The sequence below is a fragment of the Streptomyces sp. NPDC086554 genome (genome assembly GCF_040686095.1).
In the GTDB taxonomy this organism is placed as follows: Bacteria; Actinomycetota; Actinomycetes; order Streptomycetales; family Streptomycetaceae; genus Streptomyces.
The window spans coordinates 260,949-279,478 of the sequence record NZ_JBFBJK010000011.1 but is presented as its reverse complement, the minus strand read 5'-3'; the positions used below and the strand labels follow the sequence as shown (position 1 = coordinate 279,478).

Here is an 18,530-nt window from a genome sequence, read left to right as displayed (position 1 = left end):
TATGAGGGCATAACCTGGCCTTATGAGTACGTCATCCTCGCCTGCCGAGTTCTCCGATACGCCGACGGGGGCGCCGCTCGCCCATCGTGTGCCGGACCTCGGGGCGCTCGAACTGCTGCTCGCCGTGGCGCGGCTCGGCAGTCTGGGGCGGGCCGCGCGGGAGCTCGGCATCACCCAGCCCGCCGCGAGCAGCCGCGTCCGCTCCATGGAGCGGCAGCTGGGGGTGGCCCTCGTGGACCGGTCGCCGCGCGGTTCGCGGCTCACCGACGCGGGGGCGCTCGTCACCGACTGGGCGCGGCGGATCGTGGAGGCGGCGGAGGCGTTCGACGCGGGGGCGCAGGCGCTGCGGGACCGGCGGGACTCGCGGCTGCGGGTCGCGGCGAGCATGACGATCGCGGAGTACTTGCTGCCGGGCTGGCTGATCGCGCTCCGTTCGGCACGTCCGGACACGGCGGTGTCACTGATTGCGGGCAACTCGACAGTGGTGGCGGAGCGGCTGCTCTCCGGCGAGGCGGACCTCGGCTTCGTCGAGGGGCTCACGGTGCCGAGCGGGCTCGACTCGGCGGTCATCGCCCACGACCGGCTGATCGTCGTCACCGCGCCGGGACATGTGTGGGCGCGGCGCCGGAACCCGCTGGCGGCCTCGGAGCTCGCGGCTACTCCGCTGATCCTCAGGGAGGAGGGGTCGGGGACACGGCAGGTCCTCGATGCGGCGCTCGGCGGGCTTGCGCGTCCGCTGATCGAACTGTCGTCGACCACGGCGGTGAAGGCGTCGGCGGTGAGCGGGGCGGGGCCCGCCGTGCTGAGTGAACTGGCGGTGGGGGAGGAGCTTGCTGCGCGGCGGCTGGTGGAGATCCCCCTGGCGGAGGTGCGGCTGCGGCGCGAGCTGCGGGCGGTGTGGCCTACGGGACACCGGCCTACTGGGCCGGCGCGGGATCTGTTGTCTCTTACCCGGGCTTAGGGCACCCGGGGTGCCTCTGTGGCCGCCCGCCTTCGGCGACAAGCTTTCCCGCCCGCCCAACCGATTACCCGGCGATATCGAGTGGGCGGGCGGGAAAGGCCCTGCGGGAGGCAAATCTCGGGGTGCGGTGCGGGAGAGGCGAGGCTCCCGCGGGCCCGCCCTGCCACGGCCGGTCAGGCCCCCGCTGCCCGCACCAGGGCCCGCATCACCCGCAGATCCTCCCCCATCTCCGGATGCCACTGCACGCCCAACGTCCAGCCGGTGCCGGGGAGTTCGACCGCCTCCACCGTGCCGTCGTCCGCGTGGGCCGAGACGACGAGATCCCGGCCCAGGCGGGCCACCGCCTGGTGGTGGTACGTGGGGACGTCCGTCGACGCCTCCGGCACGATCGACGCGTACAGCGTGTCCGGCACCGGCTTCACCTCGTGGGTGCCGAAGACGCCGATCGCCTCGACATGCCCCTCCATGTGCTGGGTCAGCGTTCCGCCCAGCGCCACGTTCAGGAGCTGCATCCCCCGGCAGATGCCGAGCAGCGGCGTCTGCGACGTCAACGCCGCCTCGATCAGGGCAAGTTCCCACGCGTCCCGCTCCCGCGCGGGTGGCCCGGTGCGGTCCTCGCGCTCCGCGCCGTAGCGGACCGGCTCGACATCGGGGCCGCCCGCGATGACCACACCGTCGAGACGGGCGACGACTTCGGCGGCGTACGAAGGATCGTCCGGCGGCAGCATCGCCGCGCTGCCGCCCGCCGCCTGGACCAGGCGCGGGTAGCCCGCCGGCAGCAGCGCCGCCTCCAGCTCCCACACGCCCCAGCGCGCCTTCGACTCCAGGTAGGTGCTGACGCCGATCAGTGGCCTGCCGGTCCCGCTCACCTTCATCTCCCTCATGCTCAGCCGCGCTCCAGTTCCGCCTCCGCGGCGGCCAGCGCCGCGAACTCCTCCTCCGGCGCCCGTGCCACGAGCCGCCCCCGGCTGTAGAAGCCGAAGTACGCGATTGCCACCACATATACCCCGAGCGCGATGAGTGCCGCCGTCACGTCCACCAGGAACGTCGCCACCAGCGCCGCGCAGGCGAGGACCAGTGCGACGGACGAGGTCAGCGTGCCGCCCGGCGTGCGGTAGGGGCGTTCCAGGCCCGGCTCGCGGCGCCGCAGCACGATGTGTGAGAGCGACATCAGGGCGTACGAGATGGTGGCGCCGAACACCGCGACGTTCAGCATCCGGGCGCCGTCCCCGGTCGCCGCGGCAAGGCCGAAGCCGATCGCCCCGGGGACCAGCAGGCCCAGGTACGGAGCCTTGCGGCTGCTCGTCAGCGACAAGAACCTCGGCAGGTAGCCCGCCCTCGACAGGGCGAAGAGCTGCCTCGACCCCGCATAGATCAGGGAGAAGAACGACGCCACCAGACCGGCCAGGCCCGCATAGTTGACGATGCGGCTCAGCGTCGTCGCCTTGCCGTCCGGCTGCAGCGCCTCCACCAGCGGATTGCCCGCCTCCTGGATGGCGTTCGCGCCGCGCGCCCCCGCCGACGCGAAGAACGTGAGGAGCGCGAGGACGATGAGGATGGCCATCGACCAGCGGATCGCGCGCGGCAACGTACGGGCCGGGTCCTTGGTCTCCTCGGCCGCCAGCGGCACGCCCTCCACCCCGAGGAAGAACCACATGCCGAACGGGAACGCCGCCCAGATGCCCAACAGGCCCATCGGCAGCCAGGAGTTGGAGCCGAAGGCCGAGGAATCCACCGCGATGTCGTTCAGCTTCGACGCGTCGAAGTCCATGAACGCCCCGACCGCGAAGACGAGCAGCGCCGCCACCGCGATGCCGGTCACGACGAAGCTGAAGCGCAGCGCCTCGCCGACGCCCCAGAGGTGGATGCCGATGAAGATCACGAAGCAGGCCAGATAGACCGGCCAGCCCGAGGTCAGACCGAACAGGCCGAGCGATTCCACGTAGTCGCCGATGAAGATGGCGATCGCGGCCGGCGCCAGGATGTACTCGATGAGGATCGCCGTGCCGGTCAGGAAGCCGCCCCAGGGGCCGAGAGCCCGGCGCGCGAAGCCGTAGCCGCCGCCCGCCGTGGGGAGCACCGACGACAGCTCCGCCAGCGAGAAGACCATGCACGCGTACATCACGCCCATGAGCGCCATGGCGATCGCGAGGCCGCCGAAGCCGCCCTCGGCGAGGCCGAAGTTCCAGCCGGAGTAGTCGCCGGATACGACGTACGCGACGCCGAGCCCGGTGAGCAGGAGCCAGCCCGCGCTGCCCCGGCGCAGGGTTCTGCGCTCCAGATAGTCGTCCGCCGGTTCGGCGGCACTCGTTTTGGTGGACTCCACGGTCATGGCACGGCTCCTATGCGGCGGCGGCACTGCGGCGGGGGCGGAGTGACGGAGTAACGGGGTGACTCAATGGAACGGATCCATACCTTTGCCCTGCGGTAGGCGAGAAATCAAGACCCCTGCGTTACACCGCGGTTAATCACCGCTCACCCCGCCCCTTATGTCAGAAAACCCCGCAGCAAGGCGGCCGTCCCTGCGCAGTGCTCGCGCATGATCTCCCGCGCCCCGTCCGCGTCCCCGTCGAGCACCGCCTCCACGAGCGCCGTGTGCTGGCGCTGCGAATGCTCCAGGTTCCGGACCAAGAGGGGGATGCAGTCCAGGAGATCGTTGACGGTCGCGCGGACCGCCGCGTACTGCGCCGTGAGCGAGGGGGAGCCGCAGAGCTCGGCCAGGGTCAGGTGCAGGAGGGTGTCCAGGCGGCGGTACTCGGAGAGCGGTGCCTCATGAGTCTGTGCGAGCGCCGTGCGCAGCCGCTCGCGCTGCTCCTCGTCCAGGCCGTGCGCCGCGCAGAGCCCGGCCGCGCCGACCTCCAGGACCTCGCGGAAGCGCAGCGCGTCCTCGACGTCGACGTCCGCAACCCGCCGCCGCAGCTCGTCCTCGCCCGCCGCCTCGGGGCGCGGGCGCACGAACGTGCCGCCGTAGCGGCCCCGCCGCGACTCGACGAGGCCCTGGTCCTGGAGCACCTTGAGCACCTCGCGCAGCGTGACCCGGCTGATGCCGAGGCGGTCGGCCAACTCCCGTTCCGACGGCAGGCGTTCACCGCCGGGCACCAGACCGAGACGTACGACCTGGAGGATCTGCTCCAGGGCCTCCTCGAAACCGTTGCCCGCCCGCACGGGACGCAGTACCGGCGTGAGCCGGTCATCGGTCGCGTCGCTCGCCGCGTCGGCATCCGTCTGCGACATCTGGCCGTACCCCCTTCCCAATCAATGGTTCTCGGCAATACCTTATGGCTCTCGGCTGACCCAAGGAGGATTTTCCCGTGGCAGACCGCACACCCCCGCTCGGGGTCGAAGAGCTGCGTGCTCTCGTCACGAGCGGCGAGATCGACACTGTCGTCCTGGCCTTCCCCGATATGCAAGGGCGGCTCCAGGGCAAGCGGTTCGCCGCACCCTTCTTCCTGGACGACGTCCTGGAGCACGGCACGGAGGGCTGCAACTACCTCCTGGCCGTCGACACGGAGATGAACACCGTCGACGGATACGCGATGTCCTCCTGGGACCGCGGCTACGGCGACTTCGCGATGCACGCCGACCTGAGCACCCTGCGCCGCGTCCCCTGGAACGAGGGCACCGCGATGCTCATCGCGGACCTCGCCTGGAACGACTCATCGCCCGTCGTCGCCGCGCCCCGGCAGATCCTGCGCCGCCAGCTCGACCGGCTCGCGGAGCTCGGCTACACCGCCAACGTCGGCACGGAGCTCGAGTTCATCGTCTTCAAGGACACCTACGAGCAGGCCTGGGACTCCGGCTACAAGGGCCTGACCCCGGCCAACCAGTACAACATCGACTACTCCGTGCTCGGCACCGGCCGCATCGAGCCGCTCCTGCGCCGCATCCGCAACGACATGGCGGCCGCCGGACTCGTCGTCGAGTCGGCCAAGGGCGAGTGCAACCCCGGCCAGCACGAGATCGTGTTCCGCTACGACGACGCCCTCGTCACCTGCGACCAGCACGCCATCTACAAGACCGGCGCCAAGGAGATCGCGTCCCAGGAAGGTGTCTCGATCACCTTCATGGCCAAGTACAACGAGCGCGAAGGCAACTCCTGTCACATCCACCTCTCCCTCGCGGACGCCGACGGCAACAACGCCATGGCGGGTTCCTCGGACGATCCCGGAGGCATGTCGCCCGTCATGCGCCACTTCCTCGCCGGGCAGCTCGCCGCGCTCCGGGACTTCTCGCTCCTCTACGCGCCCAACATCAACTCCTACAAGCGGTTCCGGCCGGGCTCGTTCGCGCCGACCGCCGCCGCCTGGGGCTACGACAACCGCACCTGCGCGCTGCGCGTCGTCGGCCACGGCCGCTCGATGCGCTTCGAGAACCGCCTCCCCGGCGGCGACGTGAACCCGCACCTCGCGGTCGCCGGGCTCGTGGCCGCGGGCCTGCACGGCATAGAGCAGAAGCTGGAACTGCCCGAGGAGTGCACGGGCAACGCCTACACCGGCGACTACGCGCATGTGCCCACCACCCTGCGCGAGGCCGCCGAGCTCTGGGAGAACAGCCCCATCGCCAAGGCCGCCTTCGGCGACGAGGTGGTCGCGCACTACAGCAACATGGCCCGGGTCGAGCTGGACGCCTTCGACTCCGCGGTGACCGACTGGGAGCTCCGCCGCTCCTTCGAACGTATGTGAGGCACCCTTGCTGGAAGTACTGAACCCGGCGACGGAAGAGGTCGTCGCGACCGTCCCCGCCGCCACCGCGCAGGACGTCGATGCCGCGGTCGTGCGCGCGGCCAAAGCACAGGCGCAGTGGGCCGCCACAGCCCCCGCGGACCGAGCCCGGCTGCTGCGCCGCTTCGCGACGACGGTCGACGAACACCTGGAAGAACTCGCCCAGTTGGAGGTGCGCGAGGCCGGGCACGTCATCGGCAACGCGCGCTGGGAAGCGGGCAACGTCCGCGACCTCCTCGACTTCTCGGCCGGGGGAGTGGAACGGCTGAGCGGCCGTCAGATCCCCGTGCCCGGCGGCTTGAACGTCACGATCCTCGAACCCCTCGGCGTCGTCGGCGTCATCGCGCCCTGGAACTTCCCCATGCCGATCGCCGCCTGGGGCACCGCCCCCGCGCTCGCAGCCGGCAACGCGGTCATCCTGAAGCCCGCCGAGACGACCCCGCTCACCGCGCTCCGGCTCGCCGAACTCGCCCTGGAGGCGGGCCTTCCCGAAGGTCTCTTCCAGGTCCTGCCCGGCGCCGGCGACGTCGCGGGCAACGCCCTGGTCGAGCACCCCGGCGTCGCCAAGATCGTGTTCACCGGGTCGACCCGCGTCGGCAAGCAGATCATGAGCAAGTGCGCCGACCGCGTGAAGCGGTTGACCCTCGAACTCGGCGGCAAGAGCCCGAACATCGTCTTCGCCGACGCCGACGTGGAGGCCGCCGCCCTGGCCACCCCGATGTCGTATCTCGACAACTCCGGCCAGGACTGCTGCGCCCGCACCCGCATCCTCGTGCAGCGCTCGGTGTACGACCGCTTCCTGGAGATCGTGCGGCCCGCCGTCGAGTCGATCGTCGTCGGCGACCCGTCCGACGAGAAGACACAGATGGGCCCGCTGATCTCCAAGTCCCAGCTGGAACGGGTGCGTTCGTACGTCCCGCCGGGCAGCGGAATCCACGGCACGGCCCCCGAAGGCCCCGGCTTCTGGTTCCCACCGACGCTGCTCACCGACGTCGACGCGGACGCGCCGGTGGCGACGGAGGAGGTCTTCGGTCCTGTCGCCGTCGTCCTGCCCTTCGATGACGAGGCCGACGCGATCCGCCTCGCCAACGCGACCGAGTACGGCCTGTCCGGCTCCATCTGGACGCGCGACGTGGCCCGTGCGCTGCGGGTGTCGGGAGCTGTCCAGGCCGGGAACCTGTCCGTCAACTCGCATTCCAGCGTGCGCTATTGGACCCCGTTCGGGGGTTACAAGCAGTCCGGACTCGGCCGTGAGCTCGGCCCGGACGCGCTCGCCGCTTTCACGGAAACCAAGAACGTCTTCATCAGCACGGAAAGCACGGAGGCCTGAGCCACTCATGACTGAACAGAACATCTGCCGCCGTCTTGTCGGCCGCACCGCCGTCATCACCGGTGCCGGCAGCGGCATCGGCCTCGCCACCGCGCGCCGCCTCGCCTCCGAGGGCGCCAACGTCGTCTGCGGCGACATCGACGAGAGTGCGGGCAAGGCCGCCGCCGATGAGGTCGGCGGGACCTTCGTCAAGGTCGACGTCACCGACGCCGAGCAGGTCGAGGCGCTCTTCAAGACCGCGTACGACACCTATGGCTCGGTCGACATCGCCTTCAACAACGCGGGCATCTCGCCGCCCGACGACGACTCCATCCTGGACACGGGCCTTGAGGCCTGGAAGCGCGTCCAGGAGGTCAACCTCACCTCCGTGTACCTGTGCTGCAAGGCCGCCATCCCCTACATGCGGCGCCAGGGCAAGGGCTCGATCATCAACACCGCGTCGTTCGTGGCCCGGATGGGCGCCGCGACGTCCCAGATCTCGTACACCGCGTCCAAGGGCGGCGTCCTCGCTATGTCCCGCGAGCTGGGCGTGCAGTTCGCCCGCGAGGGCATCCGCGTCAACGCGCTCTGCCCGGGCCCGGTCAACACCCCGCTGCTCCAGGAGCTGTTCGCCAAGGACCCCGAGCGTGCCGCACGCCGCCTCGTGCACATCCCCGTGGGCCGCTTCGCCGAGGCCGACGAGATGGCGTCCGCCGTGGCGTTCCTCGCCAGCGACGACGCCTCGTTCGTGAACGCCACGGACTTCCTCGTCGACGGCGGGCTCACGGGAGCGTACGTCACCCCGCTGTAGGCCCCTCCGGCAGTTCACCCAGCAGTTCACCCAGAAGCCACCCACCCGTCAGCCGGGCGTCGCACGACGCCCGGCTGACCTGCGTAAACACGGGAGTGTGTTCGTGAACTTCAAGCGCCGCGCCACCGCGGCCGCCGCCGTACTCGCCGTCGCCGGAGCCGGTCTCGTCACCGTCCAGGCCACCGCCGAAGCCACCCAGCCCGCTCGCCCCGGGGCCGCGCACTGCCCCGCGCTCACGGTCTCCAAGGGCTGGTACGGGGAGAACAAGGCCCGGATCCAGAAGATGATCGACACGTACGGGAAGTGCGGCGAGCGGCACCGCGGAGGCGGCGCCAAGCCCGTCGCCACCTTCGACTGGGACAACACGGTCATCAAGAACGACGTCGGCGACGCCACCATGTTCTGGCTCCTTCGCAACAGCAAGATACGTACGCCGAAGAACGCCGACTGGCACACCACGAGCCGCTACCTCACCGCCCCCGCGGCCAAGGCCCTCACCAAGGCCTGCCCCGCCACCGGCAGCACCCTGCCGACGGGCCGCGACACGGACTGCGCCGACGAGATCGCCTCGGTCTACGCCGAGGGCACCACCAAGAGCGGCGAAGCGGCCTTCGACGGCTTCGACCACCGCCGCATGGAGCCCCAATACGCCTGGCTCGCCCAGCTCACCCAGGGCTGGTCAACGCGCCAGATCAAGGGCTTCGCGGCGGCCGCCCGCAAGGAGAACCTCGCCGCGCCCATCGGCACCGAACAGACCGTCGGCACCGGCAAGTTCACCGGCTGGGTCCGCTATTACGACCAGCAGCGGGATCTGATCCGTACGCTCAAGAAGGCCGGATTCGACGTGTACGTGGTCTCCGCGTCGCCCGAGCCCGTCGCCGAGGTCTGGGCGCGGAGCGTGGGCGTCGACGCCCGGCACACCATCGGCATCCGCAACGTCACCGCGCACGGCACGCTCACCGGGCACCTCAAGGGCTGCGGCACCGTCGAGGACGGCGACGACTCGATGATCACGTACATCGACGGCAAGCGCTGCTGGATCAACCAGGAGATCTACGGAGTGCGCGGCGCGGCCGCCGAGAAGGTCCAACCCGCCGACCGGCGCCAGGTGTTCGCCGCGGGCGACTCCGACACCGACATCTCCTTCCTGCGCGACGCCACGGCCCTGCGCCTCGTCCTGAACCGCAACAAGAGCGAGCTGATGTGCCGCGCCTACGACAACGGCGACGGCCGCTGGCTGGTCAACCCCATGTTCATCGAACCCAAGGGCAGGCTCGCCGAGCCCTACCCCTGCGCAAGCACCGGCTACACCGAACGGGACGGCGCCGAGGGCCCGGTACGCCGCACGGACGGGTCCGTCATCCCCGACCAGCAGGACACGGTGCATGGGACCTGACCAGGCCTCAGGGATTGATGTACGGTCCATGCGCATGCGCAACAGACATGCCTTGGCGTTGACGCTGGCCACGGCCGCCACTCTGGCGGCCGTGCCGGCTGCACTCCCCGTGGCCGCCGCCACGCCCGCGAACTCCCCCGCTGCGAAGGCCCATTGCCCGCAGCTGTCCAAGAAACTGACCTGGTACGGCGACAACCGCGACCGGCTGCAGCAGATGATCGACGAGCGCGGCCGCTGCGGCTCCCACCGGGGGCACGATCAGAAGCGTCCCGTCGCCGCCTTCGACTGGGACAACACCGTCGCCAAGAACGACGTCACCGACGCGACGATCGCCTGGGCCCTGCACCACGACAAGATCCTGCGCCCCGCCACCTGGAAGTCCACCAGCAAGTGGCTGACGGACGAGGCCGACCGGGCACTCACTGCCGCCTGCGGCACCGACGTGCCCGTCGGCGCGCCGCTGCCCACCTCCACGGACACCGCCTGCGCCGACGAGATCTTCGAGGTGCGTGAGGACGGCAAGACGATGAGCGGCGCCGCCGCCTTCGCGGGCGAGTGGGACCACCGCCACACCGTCCCCCAGTACGCCTGGGTGCCGCAGCTCTTCGCCGGACACACCGTGAAGGAGCTGGAGTCGTACGCGGCGAAGGCCCGCAAGGAGGCGCTCGCCGCCCCCATCGGCGCCACGCAGAAGGTCGGCACCCACGAGATCCCCGGCTACATCCGCTACTACGAGCAGCAGCGTGACCTGATCCGTACGCTCAAGAAGGCCGGGTTCGACGTCTACATCGTCTCGGCGGGCTCGGAGCCGGTCGCCGAAGTCTGGGCTGGCGGCAAGGGGGGTGTCGGCATCGACCGGAAGCACACCATCGCCATCCGCTCCGTCCTCGACCGCAAGGGCCGCATCACCACCTGGAACCAGGGCTGCGGCGACGTCCCCGTCAACCAGGGCGAGGCCATCCCCTACATCGACGGCAAGCGCTGCTGGATCAACCAGGAGATCTACGGCGTCAAGGGCAAGTCGGCCTGGGACAAGCAGGACTGGTCCCACCGCATCGCGCTCGGCGGCGGCGACGCCGACACGGACGTGACGTTCGTCGGCGACGCGACCGGCGCGCACCTGGTCCTGAACCGCAACAAGAGCGAGTTCATGTGCCGCGCCTACGACAACGCCGACGGCCGCTGGGTGGTCAACCCCATGTTCATCGAGCCGCTGCCGCGCAAGACGGACCCGTACCCGTGCTCGACGGCCGCGTACAACGAACACGACGGAAGCAAGGGCCCGGTCCTGCGCGAGGACGGCTCGGTCGTGCCTGATCAGGCGGACTCGGTGTTCTGATCTTCGCGGCACGACTTAGAGTGCCGGGATGAGCATGTCGCCCCCTCCCGGCTGGTACGCGGACCCGTCGGCCCAACCGGGACAGCACGTCGAACGCTGGTGGGACGGGTCTGCCTGGACCGAGCACCGGCGCGCGCCCGAAGCCCCTCAAGCGGGCCAGGGGCAGCCGGGGTTCGGCCCGCCGACGCAGCAGCTGCCGGTGCCTTCAGGGGGAGGCGGCCGGGCCAAGGCCGTCGCGCTGACCGTCGCCGGAGTCGTCCTGGTCGCGTCGATCGTCACCGGCGTCGTGGTGCTCGGCGGCGACGACGGCGAGCCGACGGGTGGCGATCCCGCGCCGACCACGTCGGAGCCGGTGGACACCCCGTCGCCGACCTCACCGACGCCCACCACGTCGGCGCCCGACCCGGACCCCTCCCACCTCGTGGACCAGCTGAACGGCATCACGATCCCCGTCCTCGACGGCTGGGAGAAGGCCGACAACACCGTCGGCAGCGACCCGACCATCTGGACGCCCGACACCTACGACTGCCCCGGCGAGGGCAGCTTCTGCCGGCACGGCATGGTGTACTCCCGCACGGCGACGGCCACCGACGAACGCTCGCCCAAGGCGCTGGCCCTCGGCGACATCAAGGACGCGGCGGACCGGGCGTACGACGAGGACGCGATCGGCCGGGAACTGTTCGGCGGCATCACGCGGCACGAGAAGGTGAAGGAGGGGAGCGTGGCGGTCGCAGGACGCTCCGGATACCTCGTCCGCTGGCGCGTCCACACCGAGAAGGGCCCGGGCGGATACGTCCAGTCGCTCGCCTTCCCCTCCAGCCTCGGGTCCGAGGCGCCGGTCATCGTCCGCTTCGCCATCGACGCCGGGGACGGCGCGCCGCCCCTCGCCGACCTCGACAAGATGACCAAGGGCATCCGGACGATCGGCGAGGACGGGACGAGCGGCGGCGTCGGCAACAGCGTGAGCGCCACGCCCTGACGTGGCGCTCCGCTGGGAAGACCGGTCCCGATCTGCGGGCCGCATGTGGCTGGTCGGGCAGTTCCCCGCGCTCCTTCAGGGCACGGAACCGCACCGTACTTCGACAAGACCGCTCAGAGGAACGTGTGGCCCTCGCCGCGATACGTCGGCACCGTGGCCGTCACGCGGTCGCCCTCCACGAGGTGCAGGACCTCGAACCGCTCGCACATTTCCCCGGCCTTGGCATGCCGGAACCACACCTTGTCGCCGATCAGGAGGTCGTCCGCGGGGGCGCCGAGCAGCGGGGTCTGCACCTCGCCCGCGCCCTCCTGCGGGTCGTAGCGCAGCCCTTCCGGGAGGTACGGCACGGGGGAGCGGTCGGGGCCCGCGGCGCCCGACGCCGGGTAGCCGCCGCCGAGCACCGTGACCGTGCCGACGCCGGGCCTGCGCACCACGGGCTGCCCGAAGAGGGCGGCCGGACGCCCGCTGAACGACGTGTAGTTGTCGAAGAGCCGCGGTACGTACAGACCCGACCCGGCGGCGATCTCGGTCACCGCGTCCTCGGCCGCCGTGTGCTGGACGCTGCCCGTGCCGCCGCCGTTGACGAACTCCAGGTCCGGCGCGATCGCACGCACCGCGCGGATGGTCTCCGCACGGCGGACCGCGAGCTCCTTGCGGGCCGCCCTCTGCATCATCCGGATCGCCCGCGACCTGACCGGATGCCCCGCGATCGCGTCACCGACGCCGGCCACATGCCCCTCGTACGCCATCACGCCCACAAGCCGGAAGCCGGGCCGCCGGGCCACGGCGCGGGCCAGGGCGGCGACCTGGACGGGGGAGTGCAGCGGAGAGCGCCGTGCCCCTATCCGCACCCGCCCCCCGAGGACCTTGAAGGCGGTGTCCAGTTCCAGACAGACCCGCACCTCCTCGGTCCCGTCGCCCCTTGCCTCGTCGATGAGCTTCAGCTGCGCCGGGTCGTCGACCATCACGGTCACGGAGGCGGCCAGCTTCGGGTCGGCGGTGAGCTCGGCGAAGCCGGCGCGGTCGGCCGACGGATAGGCGAGGAGCACGTCATCGAACCCGGAACGGGCCAGCCAGATCGATTCGTCCAGCGTGAACGACATGATCCCCGCGAAGCCGTCCTTGGCCAGGACCCGCTCAAGCAGGGCCCGGCAGCGCACGGACTTGCTCGCGACCCGGATCGGCTTCCCGCCGGCCCTGTGCACGAGGTCGTCGGCGTTGGCATCGAACGCCTCCAGATCGACGATCGCGAGCGGGGCGTCCAGGTGTGCGGTGGCCCGGTCGTAGCGGGCTCGGTCTGCGGCGCGGCCTGTCATGGCCGAAGCCTGCCAGACACAATTACCAGAGGGTAGGGGGATGATCCGGGCAGATCGCCCCGGCCCGCGGACTGGTTCCCTGCCGACCTGCGTCTGCCTTTAGAGTTACGCGCACAAGAGCGAGGAAACGGGGGGTGCATGAGCACGGAAGCGCGGCGGACTCCCGTCCCGCCACAGCCCGCGACTCCACCCCCGCCGCCGCAGCCGCCCGCCACGGCCCGCTTCCCGGATCTGCGCCCGCCGGTTCCGCCCGTGGACCCGGACGTTCCGCCGGTGGACCCGGCCGCCGAGCCCCCCGACGGCGACCGCGACTCCGTCCTCGGGGACCTCCTTGCCCCCTTCGACCGCGTACGGCAGCCCGTCTCCCCTGCCCCGGCGCATTCCCCGAAGCCGGTGGACCAGGAGGGCGACGCGGCATCCCTGACCCCGGCGTCCCCGCCACCGCCGCCCGCATCGGCCCGCTTCCCGGATGCGCCGCCGCCGTCGGCGACGACCGGTACGACGCGGATACGGGAGCCGGAGCAGGACCCTGCCCCGGCTGCCCCTCCGGTCGTCCCACCGGAGCCTGCCGTCCCGCCCCGCCTCGGAGAGAACGGAACAGGCGCCGAGCCCGTGAACGAGACCGCCGCGGACGCCGCCGACTACAGGCTGCCCCCGCCGGTGCCGCCGAAGCCCGCTGCGGTGTCCGAGGCGACATCCCCCCGAACCACCGCAGCCCGCCGGGCAGTCGGCTCCGTCGACCTGACGCCGGGGCCCGACGCGGGGCGCCCCTTCGTGACGTTCGCGCGGCCCGCGCTGTACGACGACAGCACCACCCGGCTGCGGCCCGTCCGCTCCTGGGCGCGCCCCAGGGCGGCCGCCGCCGCTGCCTGTGTGGTGCTCGGCCTCGGGCTCATCGGCGGTGCGGCCACCGGGAGTTGGCTGACCGGCGACGCCGAAGGAGCGGGCACCACACAGAGCGCGTACGCCGTCGCGGGCGAGCTCTGGCACAGCGTGCCCGTCGACCGGCTCTTCCCCGTCACCATCAAGGGCGAGGGCGCGGGCCCCGGCGGCGCCGACCGCACCTGGACCCGGATAGCCGTCGCCCCCGACAGCGGCTGCAAGGCGGCCTTCGACCCGCTCCTGCACAAGGCGCTCGCCCCGGCAGGCTGCCTGCGGCTGCTTCGCGCCACGTACACGGACGCGACCCGCAGTCATGTCACCACGGTTGGCCTGCTGTTCACCAAGGCCGACGCCGACGCGATGCGCTCCCTGCGCGGCCGCTTCACGGAAGAGGGCCTCGACCGGCGCGCCGACCTGATGCCACGGCCGTACGCCGCCAAGGGCACCCCGGCCGCCGACTTCGGCGACGCCCAGCGCGCCTCCTGGACCGTGTCCGTCCTGCCGGACGCCCCGGTCGTCGCCTTCGCCGTCTCCGGCTTCGCCGACGGCCGCACGGTCACCGAACCCGAGCCCGCCGACGAGGCCATGAAGACGTCAGCCACCTCCGCCCCCGCCCAGGCCGGTCTCGGCAACGAGGCGAAGGGCATCGCCGACCGCGTCGAGCGGGGCCTGCGCAAGACCATCGCGGCCACGGAGAAGTCCTCATGAGAATCCGCCAGTTGGCGACCGCCGCCGTGCTCGCCGGGTCCCTCGCCCTGCTGCCCACCGTCGCGCACGCCGACGACGGCATCCGCGCACAGGAGTGGGCCCTGGACGCCATGCACACCGACCGGGCCTGGCAGACCACCAAGGGCAAGGGCATCACCGTCGCCGTCCTGGACACCGGCGTAGACGCCGAACACCCCGACCTGAAGGGCAACGTCCTGGAGGGCAAGGACATGGTCGGCTTCGGCGCGAAGCGGGGCGACCGACCCTGGGCCCGGCACGGCACCGCCATGGCCGGCATCATCGCCGGCCACGGACACGGCGCGGGCGGCGGTGACGGCGTGCTCGGCATCGCCCCGGAAGCGAAGATCATGCCGATCCGCGTGATCCTCGAGGACGGCGACCCGGCCCGCGCGAAGGCCCGCAACACCCGGGGCAACGCCCTGGCCGACGGCATCCGCTGGGCCGCCGACCACGGCGCCGACGTCATCAACCTCTCCCTCGGCGACGACTCCAAGTCCGCCCACCCCGAACCCGCCGAGGACGCGGCCGTCCAGTACGCCCTGAAGAAGGGCGCCGTCGTCGTGGCGTCCGCGGGCAACGGCGGCGAACGCGGCGACCACATCTCCTACCCGGCGGCCTATCCCGGCGTCATCGCCGCCACCGCCGTCGACGAGGACGGCGACCGCGCCTCCTTCTCCACCCGCCGCTGGTACGCCACCGTCAGCGCGCCCGGCAAGGACATCGTCATCGCCGACCCGGACCGCGAGTACTACGAGGGGTGGGGCACAAGCGCCGCCTCCGCGTTCGTCTCGGGGGCCGTCGCGCTGATCCGCGACGCCCACCCCGGCCTGACCCCTGCCCAGATCAAGCAGCTCATCGAGGACACCGCCCGCGACGTGCCGGGCGGCGGCCGCGACGACTCCCGCGGCTTCGGCTTCATCGACCCGGCGGCCGCGATCGCCGATGGCGGCACGCTGAAGCCGCAGGGGCTGAGCTCGGCGGCGTACGGCAAGAAGTACTTCGGCCCGGGCCCGGACCCCGACCGGGGCGACGACGGCCCGGCGGGCTGGGTGGGGCCGGTCGCGGGGGGCTTGGGCGTGGCGCTCCTCGTGGCGGCTGTGTACTTGTGGCGTGGGCCGAGGGGGAACCGGTCCGGCGTTTCCCGATAGGTGGTCGGGACCGTGGGGCCCGGAGGGATTCCTTCGGCCCGGGCCCGGACTCCGGCCGGTGCGATGCCTGTCCCGTCGGCCGGGCCGCCCCGCTGACGGGCGCCCTGGCGTGGCGCTCCTAGTGGCGGCTGTGTACTTGTGGCGTGGGTCGAGGGGGAATCGGTCCGGCGTTTCCTGATAGGTGGTTGGGACTGTGGGGCGCGGAGGGATTCCTTCGGGCCCGGGCGGACTCCGGCCGGGGCGATGCCCTTCCCGTCGGCCGGGCTGCCTCGCTCACCGGCGCCCTGGCGTGGCTCTCCTGGCGGCGGCCGTCCACCTGTGGTGCGGCCCGAGGGGAAGCCGGGCTTGAGGCTCTCGGTAGGGTCAGGGACGTGGCGAACAAGAACATTCCCGACCCCGGCTTCTCCGACGACGACGGGGCGGCTGATCCTCGGCTTGGCGCGGCGCTCGCCGCCTGGGCCGATGACCGCACCGCGCACGGCCCGGTCCTCGAAGCCCTCGCGGGCGCCCGGCTGCTCGTCCCCGTCGTCGCCGTCCTCGGCGAGGTCGAGGAGGACAATCATGAGGGGCGCGAAGCTCTTCATAAGGGTGGTGGTGGGAGACGGGAGGGCGGCCTGCGTCGCGAGAAGACCAGCGACATGGCGGTGCCCACCCTCAAGGCGGGCAACCGCAAGGCGCTGCCCGCCTTCACCTCGACCGCGTCCCTCGCCCTGTGGGACCCGGAGGCCAGGCCCGTCGCCGTGCCGCTGCACCAGGCCCTCGCGGCCGCCGCCCACGAGCAGGCCGACACCATCGTGCTCGACCTCGCGGGCCCCGTCCCGTACGAGATCAACCGCTCCGCCCTGATCGCCCTCTCCGAGGGTCGGCACAGCCAGGACCCGCTGAGCGACCCCGCCGTCACCGCGGCCGTGCGCTCCGCCGTCGCCGCCGAGCCCGCCGTCCTGCGCGCCTACCTCGGCGCAGGCACCGCGGACGGCACCCTCGCCCTCGTCATCGACCCCTCCGCCGCCCCCGGCGAAGCCGCCCAGCGCGTGGCCCGGCACCTGGCGGCCGACGAAACACTGAGGGCCCGCCTGCTGAGCGGTCTCGACCTGGCACTGCTGCCGGCCGAGGCGACGCCACCGGGCGAGCCCCTTTACGTACGTACGGTGTGAGGACTCAGCCGAAGACCGGGCCCGTGTACTTCTCGCCCGGGCCCTGACCCGGCTCGTCCGGCACGTCGGAGGCCTCGCGGAAGGCCAGCTGCAGCGACTTCAGGCCGTCGCGCAGCGGGGCCGCGTGGAACGAGGAGATCTCCGTCGCACTCGCGTCCATGAGACCGGCCAGGGAGTGGATCAGCTTGCGGGCCTCGTCCAGGTCCTTGTGGCCCTCGCCGCCCTCGGCAAGGCCGAGGTTCACGGCCGCGGCGCTCATCAGGTGGACCGCCACCGTGGTGATCACCTCGACTGCGGGGACGTCCGCGATGTCACGGGTCAGGGTGTCGAAGTCGGGGGAGTCGCCTGCGGGGGACTCGGGGGTGGGGGTCGCGTCGCTCATGTCCCACACGATAAGCGGAGCCCCGAACGGGCGGCGCCGCGGGAGTCCGCGTGCACGCTGGTTAGCCGCACCCCCGGGGAGCTGCTAACCTTGTGTAACGACCGGCCGGATACTCGCGTCCAAACGCAAGGAACCCGGCCCACAAGTGGAGGCTCCGCTTCCCACCTGGCCACTCCCCGGAGCGGCGGGTCACCGGTCAGGCGGCCACAGTCCCCGAGACTGCGGCCCGCCCGAGATGCGCCCCGCGATCAACGCGGAGGTGCTCCGGTAGTAATGGAGCCCCTTCCTGTGATCGGCTGGGGCATTTTTTATGCGCCGAAGCTGTTGGTCCGAATACACAGACGTAACGCGGCTGTCCGCCAGACCGCCGCGTGGTGCTACCGAGGAGGATCCATCAGCGCCGAGCCCCGCATCAACGACCGGATTCGCGTTCCCGAGGTGCGACTTGTCGGTCCCAGCGGCGAGCAGGTCGGGATTGTTCCGCTTGCCAAGGCCCTGGAGCTTGCACAGGAGTACGACCTGGACCTGGTCGAGGTCGCGGCGAACGCCCGTCCGCCCGTGTGCAAGCTCATGGACTACGGGAAGTTCAAGTACGAGTCGGCCATGAAGGCCCGTGAAGCGCGCAAGAACCAGGCGCACACGGTCATCAAGGAGATGAAGCTCCGGCCGAAGATCGACCCGCACGACTATGACACCAAGAAGGGTCACGTCGTCCGGTTCCTCAAGCAGGGCGACAAGGTCAAGATCACGATCATGTTCCGTGGTCGCGAGCAGTCCAGGCCGGAGCTCGGCTACCGACTGCTGCAGCGTCTCGCGAACGACGTCGAAGACCTCGGGTTCATCGAGTCGAACCCGAAGCAGGACGGCCGAAACATGATCATGGTCCTCGGTCCGCACAAGAAGAAGACCGAAGCCATGGCCGAGGCCCGCGAAGCCCAGGCCGCCCGCAAGGCCGAGCGACAGGGCCGCGGGGACGACTCCGCAGAGGAGTCGGCCGAGTCCGCCGAGGCCGAGGCGCCCGCCGAGGAGCCTGCCGAGGCCTGATCCGGGACGCGCCTCCCACGCGCGCCCCGGATGACAACTGATACATCTGACGCTCCCTGCCGCCGGTTCGCAGGAACTGGAACCGGCGGGGAGTGCCACTGACGAGGAGAGAACGGCGCTATGCCGAAGAACAAGTCGCACAGCGGTGCCAGCAAGCGCTTCAAGATCACCGGCTCCGGCAAGGTGCTCCGTGAGCGCGCCGGCAAGCGCCACCTGCTCGAGCACAAGTCGTCCCGTCTGACGCGTCGCCTCAGCGGCAACGCCGAGATGGCCCCGGGCGACGCCAAGAAGATCAAGAAGCTTCTCGGCAAGTGAGCTTGGGCGCCGGACACGGCGCCCGACCTCTGACCGGGACCCAA

At 71.3% G+C, this 18,530-nt stretch carries 17 protein-coding genes; 12 read left to right on the top strand and 5 right to left on the bottom strand.

Annotation, left to right across the window (positions count from 1 at the left end):
• Positions 1–22: 22 nt before the first annotated feature.
• Positions 23–961, top strand: a complete 939-nt coding sequence (locus AB0O76_RS20630) for a LysR family transcriptional regulator (protein WP_365493000.1) — start codon at positions 23–25, stop codon at positions 959–961.
• 173 nt (positions 962–1,134) lie between these two features.
• Here the strand turns inward: AB0O76_RS20630 and AB0O76_RS20625 are convergent, their stop codons facing one another.
• The 3 genes from AB0O76_RS20625 to AB0O76_RS20615 form a co-directional block, all read right to left on the bottom strand.
• Complete coding sequence (locus AB0O76_RS20625) at positions 1,135–1,845, bottom strand: gamma-glutamyl-gamma-aminobutyrate hydrolase family protein (RefSeq protein ID WP_365492997.1); 711 nt, start codon at positions 1,843–1,845, stop codon at positions 1,135–1,137.
• Positions 1,846–1,847: 2 nt separating this feature from the next.
• Complete coding sequence (gene eat / locus AB0O76_RS20620) at positions 1,848–3,293, bottom strand: ethanolamine permease (protein ID WP_365492994.1); 1,446 nt, start codon at positions 3,291–3,293, stop codon at positions 1,848–1,850.
• A gap of 155 nt (positions 3,294–3,448) precedes the next feature.
• Positions 3,449–4,195 (bottom strand): FCD domain-containing protein, encoded by a 747-nt coding sequence (locus tag AB0O76_RS20615; RefSeq protein ID WP_365492992.1) that lies wholly within the window; start codon positions 4,193–4,195, stop codon positions 3,449–3,451.
• A 77-nt stretch (positions 4,196–4,272) separates the two neighbouring features.
• On the opposite strand from AB0O76_RS20615, the gene AB0O76_RS20610 reads away from it, so the two are divergent.
• From AB0O76_RS20610 to AB0O76_RS20585, 6 genes are all read left to right on the top strand, one after another.
• Positions 4,273–5,643 carry a glutamine synthetase family protein gene (locus AB0O76_RS20610; RefSeq protein WP_365492989.1) on the top strand — a complete coding sequence of 457 codons (1,371 nt, stop codon included), beginning with the start codon at positions 4,273–4,275 and terminating at the stop codon, positions 5,641–5,643.
• Between the two features lie 7 nt (positions 5,644–5,650).
• Positions 5,651–7,012, top strand: coding sequence for an aldehyde dehydrogenase family protein (locus tag AB0O76_RS20605; RefSeq protein ID WP_365492987.1), 1,362 nt, complete (start codon positions 5,651–5,653; stop codon positions 7,010–7,012).
• Between the two features lie 7 nt (positions 7,013–7,019).
• The gene (locus tag AB0O76_RS20600; protein WP_365492984.1) at positions 7,020–7,802 is read left to right on the top strand and encodes a 3-oxoacyl-ACP reductase; all 783 of its coding nucleotides are present in this window, start codon (positions 7,020–7,022) and stop codon (positions 7,800–7,802) included.
• 103 nt (positions 7,803–7,905) lie between these two features.
• Positions 7,906–9,198, top strand: a complete 1,293-nt coding sequence (locus AB0O76_RS20595) for a haloacid dehalogenase-like hydrolase (RefSeq protein ID WP_365492981.1) — start codon at positions 7,906–7,908, stop codon at positions 9,196–9,198.
• A 34-nt stretch (positions 9,199–9,232) separates the two neighbouring features.
• On the top strand, positions 9,233–10,537 hold the full coding sequence (locus AB0O76_RS20590) for a haloacid dehalogenase-like hydrolase (RefSeq protein ID WP_365492978.1): 1,305 nt from the start codon (positions 9,233–9,235) through the stop codon (positions 10,535–10,537).
• A gap of 28 nt (positions 10,538–10,565) precedes the next feature.
• Positions 10,566–11,516, top strand: coding sequence for a DUF2510 domain-containing protein (locus tag AB0O76_RS20585; RefSeq protein ID WP_365492975.1), 951 nt, complete (start codon positions 10,566–10,568; stop codon positions 11,514–11,516).
• A 113-nt stretch (positions 11,517–11,629) separates the two neighbouring features.
• Here the strand turns inward: AB0O76_RS20585 and AB0O76_RS20580 are convergent, their stop codons facing one another.
• Positions 11,630–12,832, bottom strand: a complete 1,203-nt coding sequence (locus tag AB0O76_RS20580; RefSeq protein ID WP_365492972.1) for an amino acid deaminase/aldolase — start codon at positions 12,830–12,832, stop codon at positions 11,630–11,632.
• A 138-nt stretch (positions 12,833–12,970) separates the two neighbouring features.
• Here AB0O76_RS20580 and AB0O76_RS20575 point away from each other — a divergent pair, with 138 nt between their 5' ends.
• The 3 genes from AB0O76_RS20575 (at position 12,971) to AB0O76_RS20565 (ending at position 16,745) form a co-directional block, all read left to right on the top strand.
• Positions 12,971–14,422, top strand: coding sequence for a hypothetical protein (locus AB0O76_RS20575; protein ID WP_365492969.1), 1,452 nt, complete (start codon positions 12,971–12,973; stop codon positions 14,420–14,422).
• The gene (gene mycP / locus AB0O76_RS20570) at positions 14,419–15,591 is read left to right on the top strand and encodes a type VII secretion-associated serine protease mycosin (RefSeq protein WP_365492966.1); all 1,173 of its coding nucleotides are present in this window, start codon (positions 14,419–14,421) and stop codon (positions 15,589–15,591) included. The genes AB0O76_RS20575 and mycP overlap by 4 nt, the downstream gene beginning before the upstream one ends.
• A 371-nt stretch (positions 15,592–15,962) precedes the next feature.
• Positions 15,963–16,745 carry an SseB family protein gene (locus AB0O76_RS20565; RefSeq protein ID WP_365492963.1) on the top strand — a complete coding sequence of 261 codons (783 nt, stop codon included), beginning with the start codon at positions 15,963–15,965 and terminating at the stop codon, positions 16,743–16,745.
• A gap of 4 nt (positions 16,746–16,749) precedes the next feature.
• Here AB0O76_RS20565 and AB0O76_RS20560 read toward each other — a convergent pair whose 3' ends face one another.
• Positions 16,750–17,127 (bottom strand): DUF1844 domain-containing protein, encoded by a 378-nt coding sequence (locus AB0O76_RS20560; protein WP_135330423.1) that lies wholly within the window; start codon positions 17,125–17,127, stop codon positions 16,750–16,752.
• A gap of 273 nt (positions 17,128–17,400) precedes the next feature.
• On the opposite strand from AB0O76_RS20560, the gene infC reads away from it, so the two are divergent.
• Entirely contained in the window at positions 17,401–18,171 is a 771-nt protein-coding gene (gene infC, locus AB0O76_RS20555) for a translation initiation factor IF-3 (RefSeq protein ID WP_365492960.1), read from the top strand.
• 120 nt (positions 18,172–18,291) lie between these two features.
• Positions 18,292–18,486: a 50S ribosomal protein L35 gene (rpmI, locus tag AB0O76_RS20550; protein WP_161700734.1), complete on the top strand. Its 195-nt coding sequence runs from the start codon at positions 18,292–18,294 to the stop codon at positions 18,484–18,486.
• Positions 18,487–18,530: the final 44 nt, after the last annotated feature.

Bases quoted from the DNA above. Each gene is read 5' to 3' on its own strand.
- AB0O76_RS20630 (WP_365493000.1), top strand. From the start codon at position 23: ATGAGTACGTCATCCTCGCCTGCCGAGTTCTCCGATACGCCGACGGGG.
- AB0O76_RS20625 (WP_365492997.1), bottom strand. From the start codon at position 1,845: ATGAGGGAGATGAAGGTGAGCGGGACCGGCAGGCCACTGATCGGCGTC.
- eat (WP_365492994.1), bottom strand. From the start codon at position 3,293: ATGACCGTGGAGTCCACCAAAACGAGTGCCGCCGAACCGGCGGACGAC.
- AB0O76_RS20615 (WP_365492992.1), bottom strand. From the start codon at position 4,195: ATGTCGCAGACGGATGCCGACGCGGCGAGCGACGCGACCGATGACCGG.
- AB0O76_RS20600 (WP_365492984.1), top strand. From the start codon at position 7,020: ATGACTGAACAGAACATCTGCCGCCGTCTTGTCGGCCGCACCGCCGTC.
- AB0O76_RS20590 (WP_365492978.1), top strand. From the start codon at position 9,233: ATGCGCAACAGACATGCCTTGGCGTTGACGCTGGCCACGGCCGCCACT.
- AB0O76_RS20585 (WP_365492975.1), top strand. From the start codon at position 10,566: ATGAGCATGTCGCCCCCTCCCGGCTGGTACGCGGACCCGTCGGCCCAA.
- AB0O76_RS20580 (WP_365492972.1), bottom strand. From the start codon at position 12,832: ATGACAGGCCGCGCCGCAGACCGAGCCCGCTACGACCGGGCCACCGCA.
- AB0O76_RS20575 (WP_365492969.1), top strand. From the start codon at position 12,971: ATGAGCACGGAAGCGCGGCGGACTCCCGTCCCGCCACAGCCCGCGACT.
- mycP (WP_365492966.1), top strand. From the start codon at position 14,419: ATGAGAATCCGCCAGTTGGCGACCGCCGCCGTGCTCGCCGGGTCCCTC.
- AB0O76_RS20560 (WP_135330423.1), bottom strand. From the start codon at position 17,127: ATGAGCGACGCGACCCCCACCCCCGAGTCCCCCGCAGGCGACTCCCCC.
- infC (WP_365492960.1), top strand. From the start codon at position 17,401: ATGGAGCCCCTTCCTGTGATCGGCTGGGGCATTTTTTATGCGCCGAAG.
- rpmI (WP_161700734.1), top strand. From the start codon at position 18,292: ATGCCGAAGAACAAGTCGCACAGCGGTGCCAGCAAGCGCTTCAAGATC.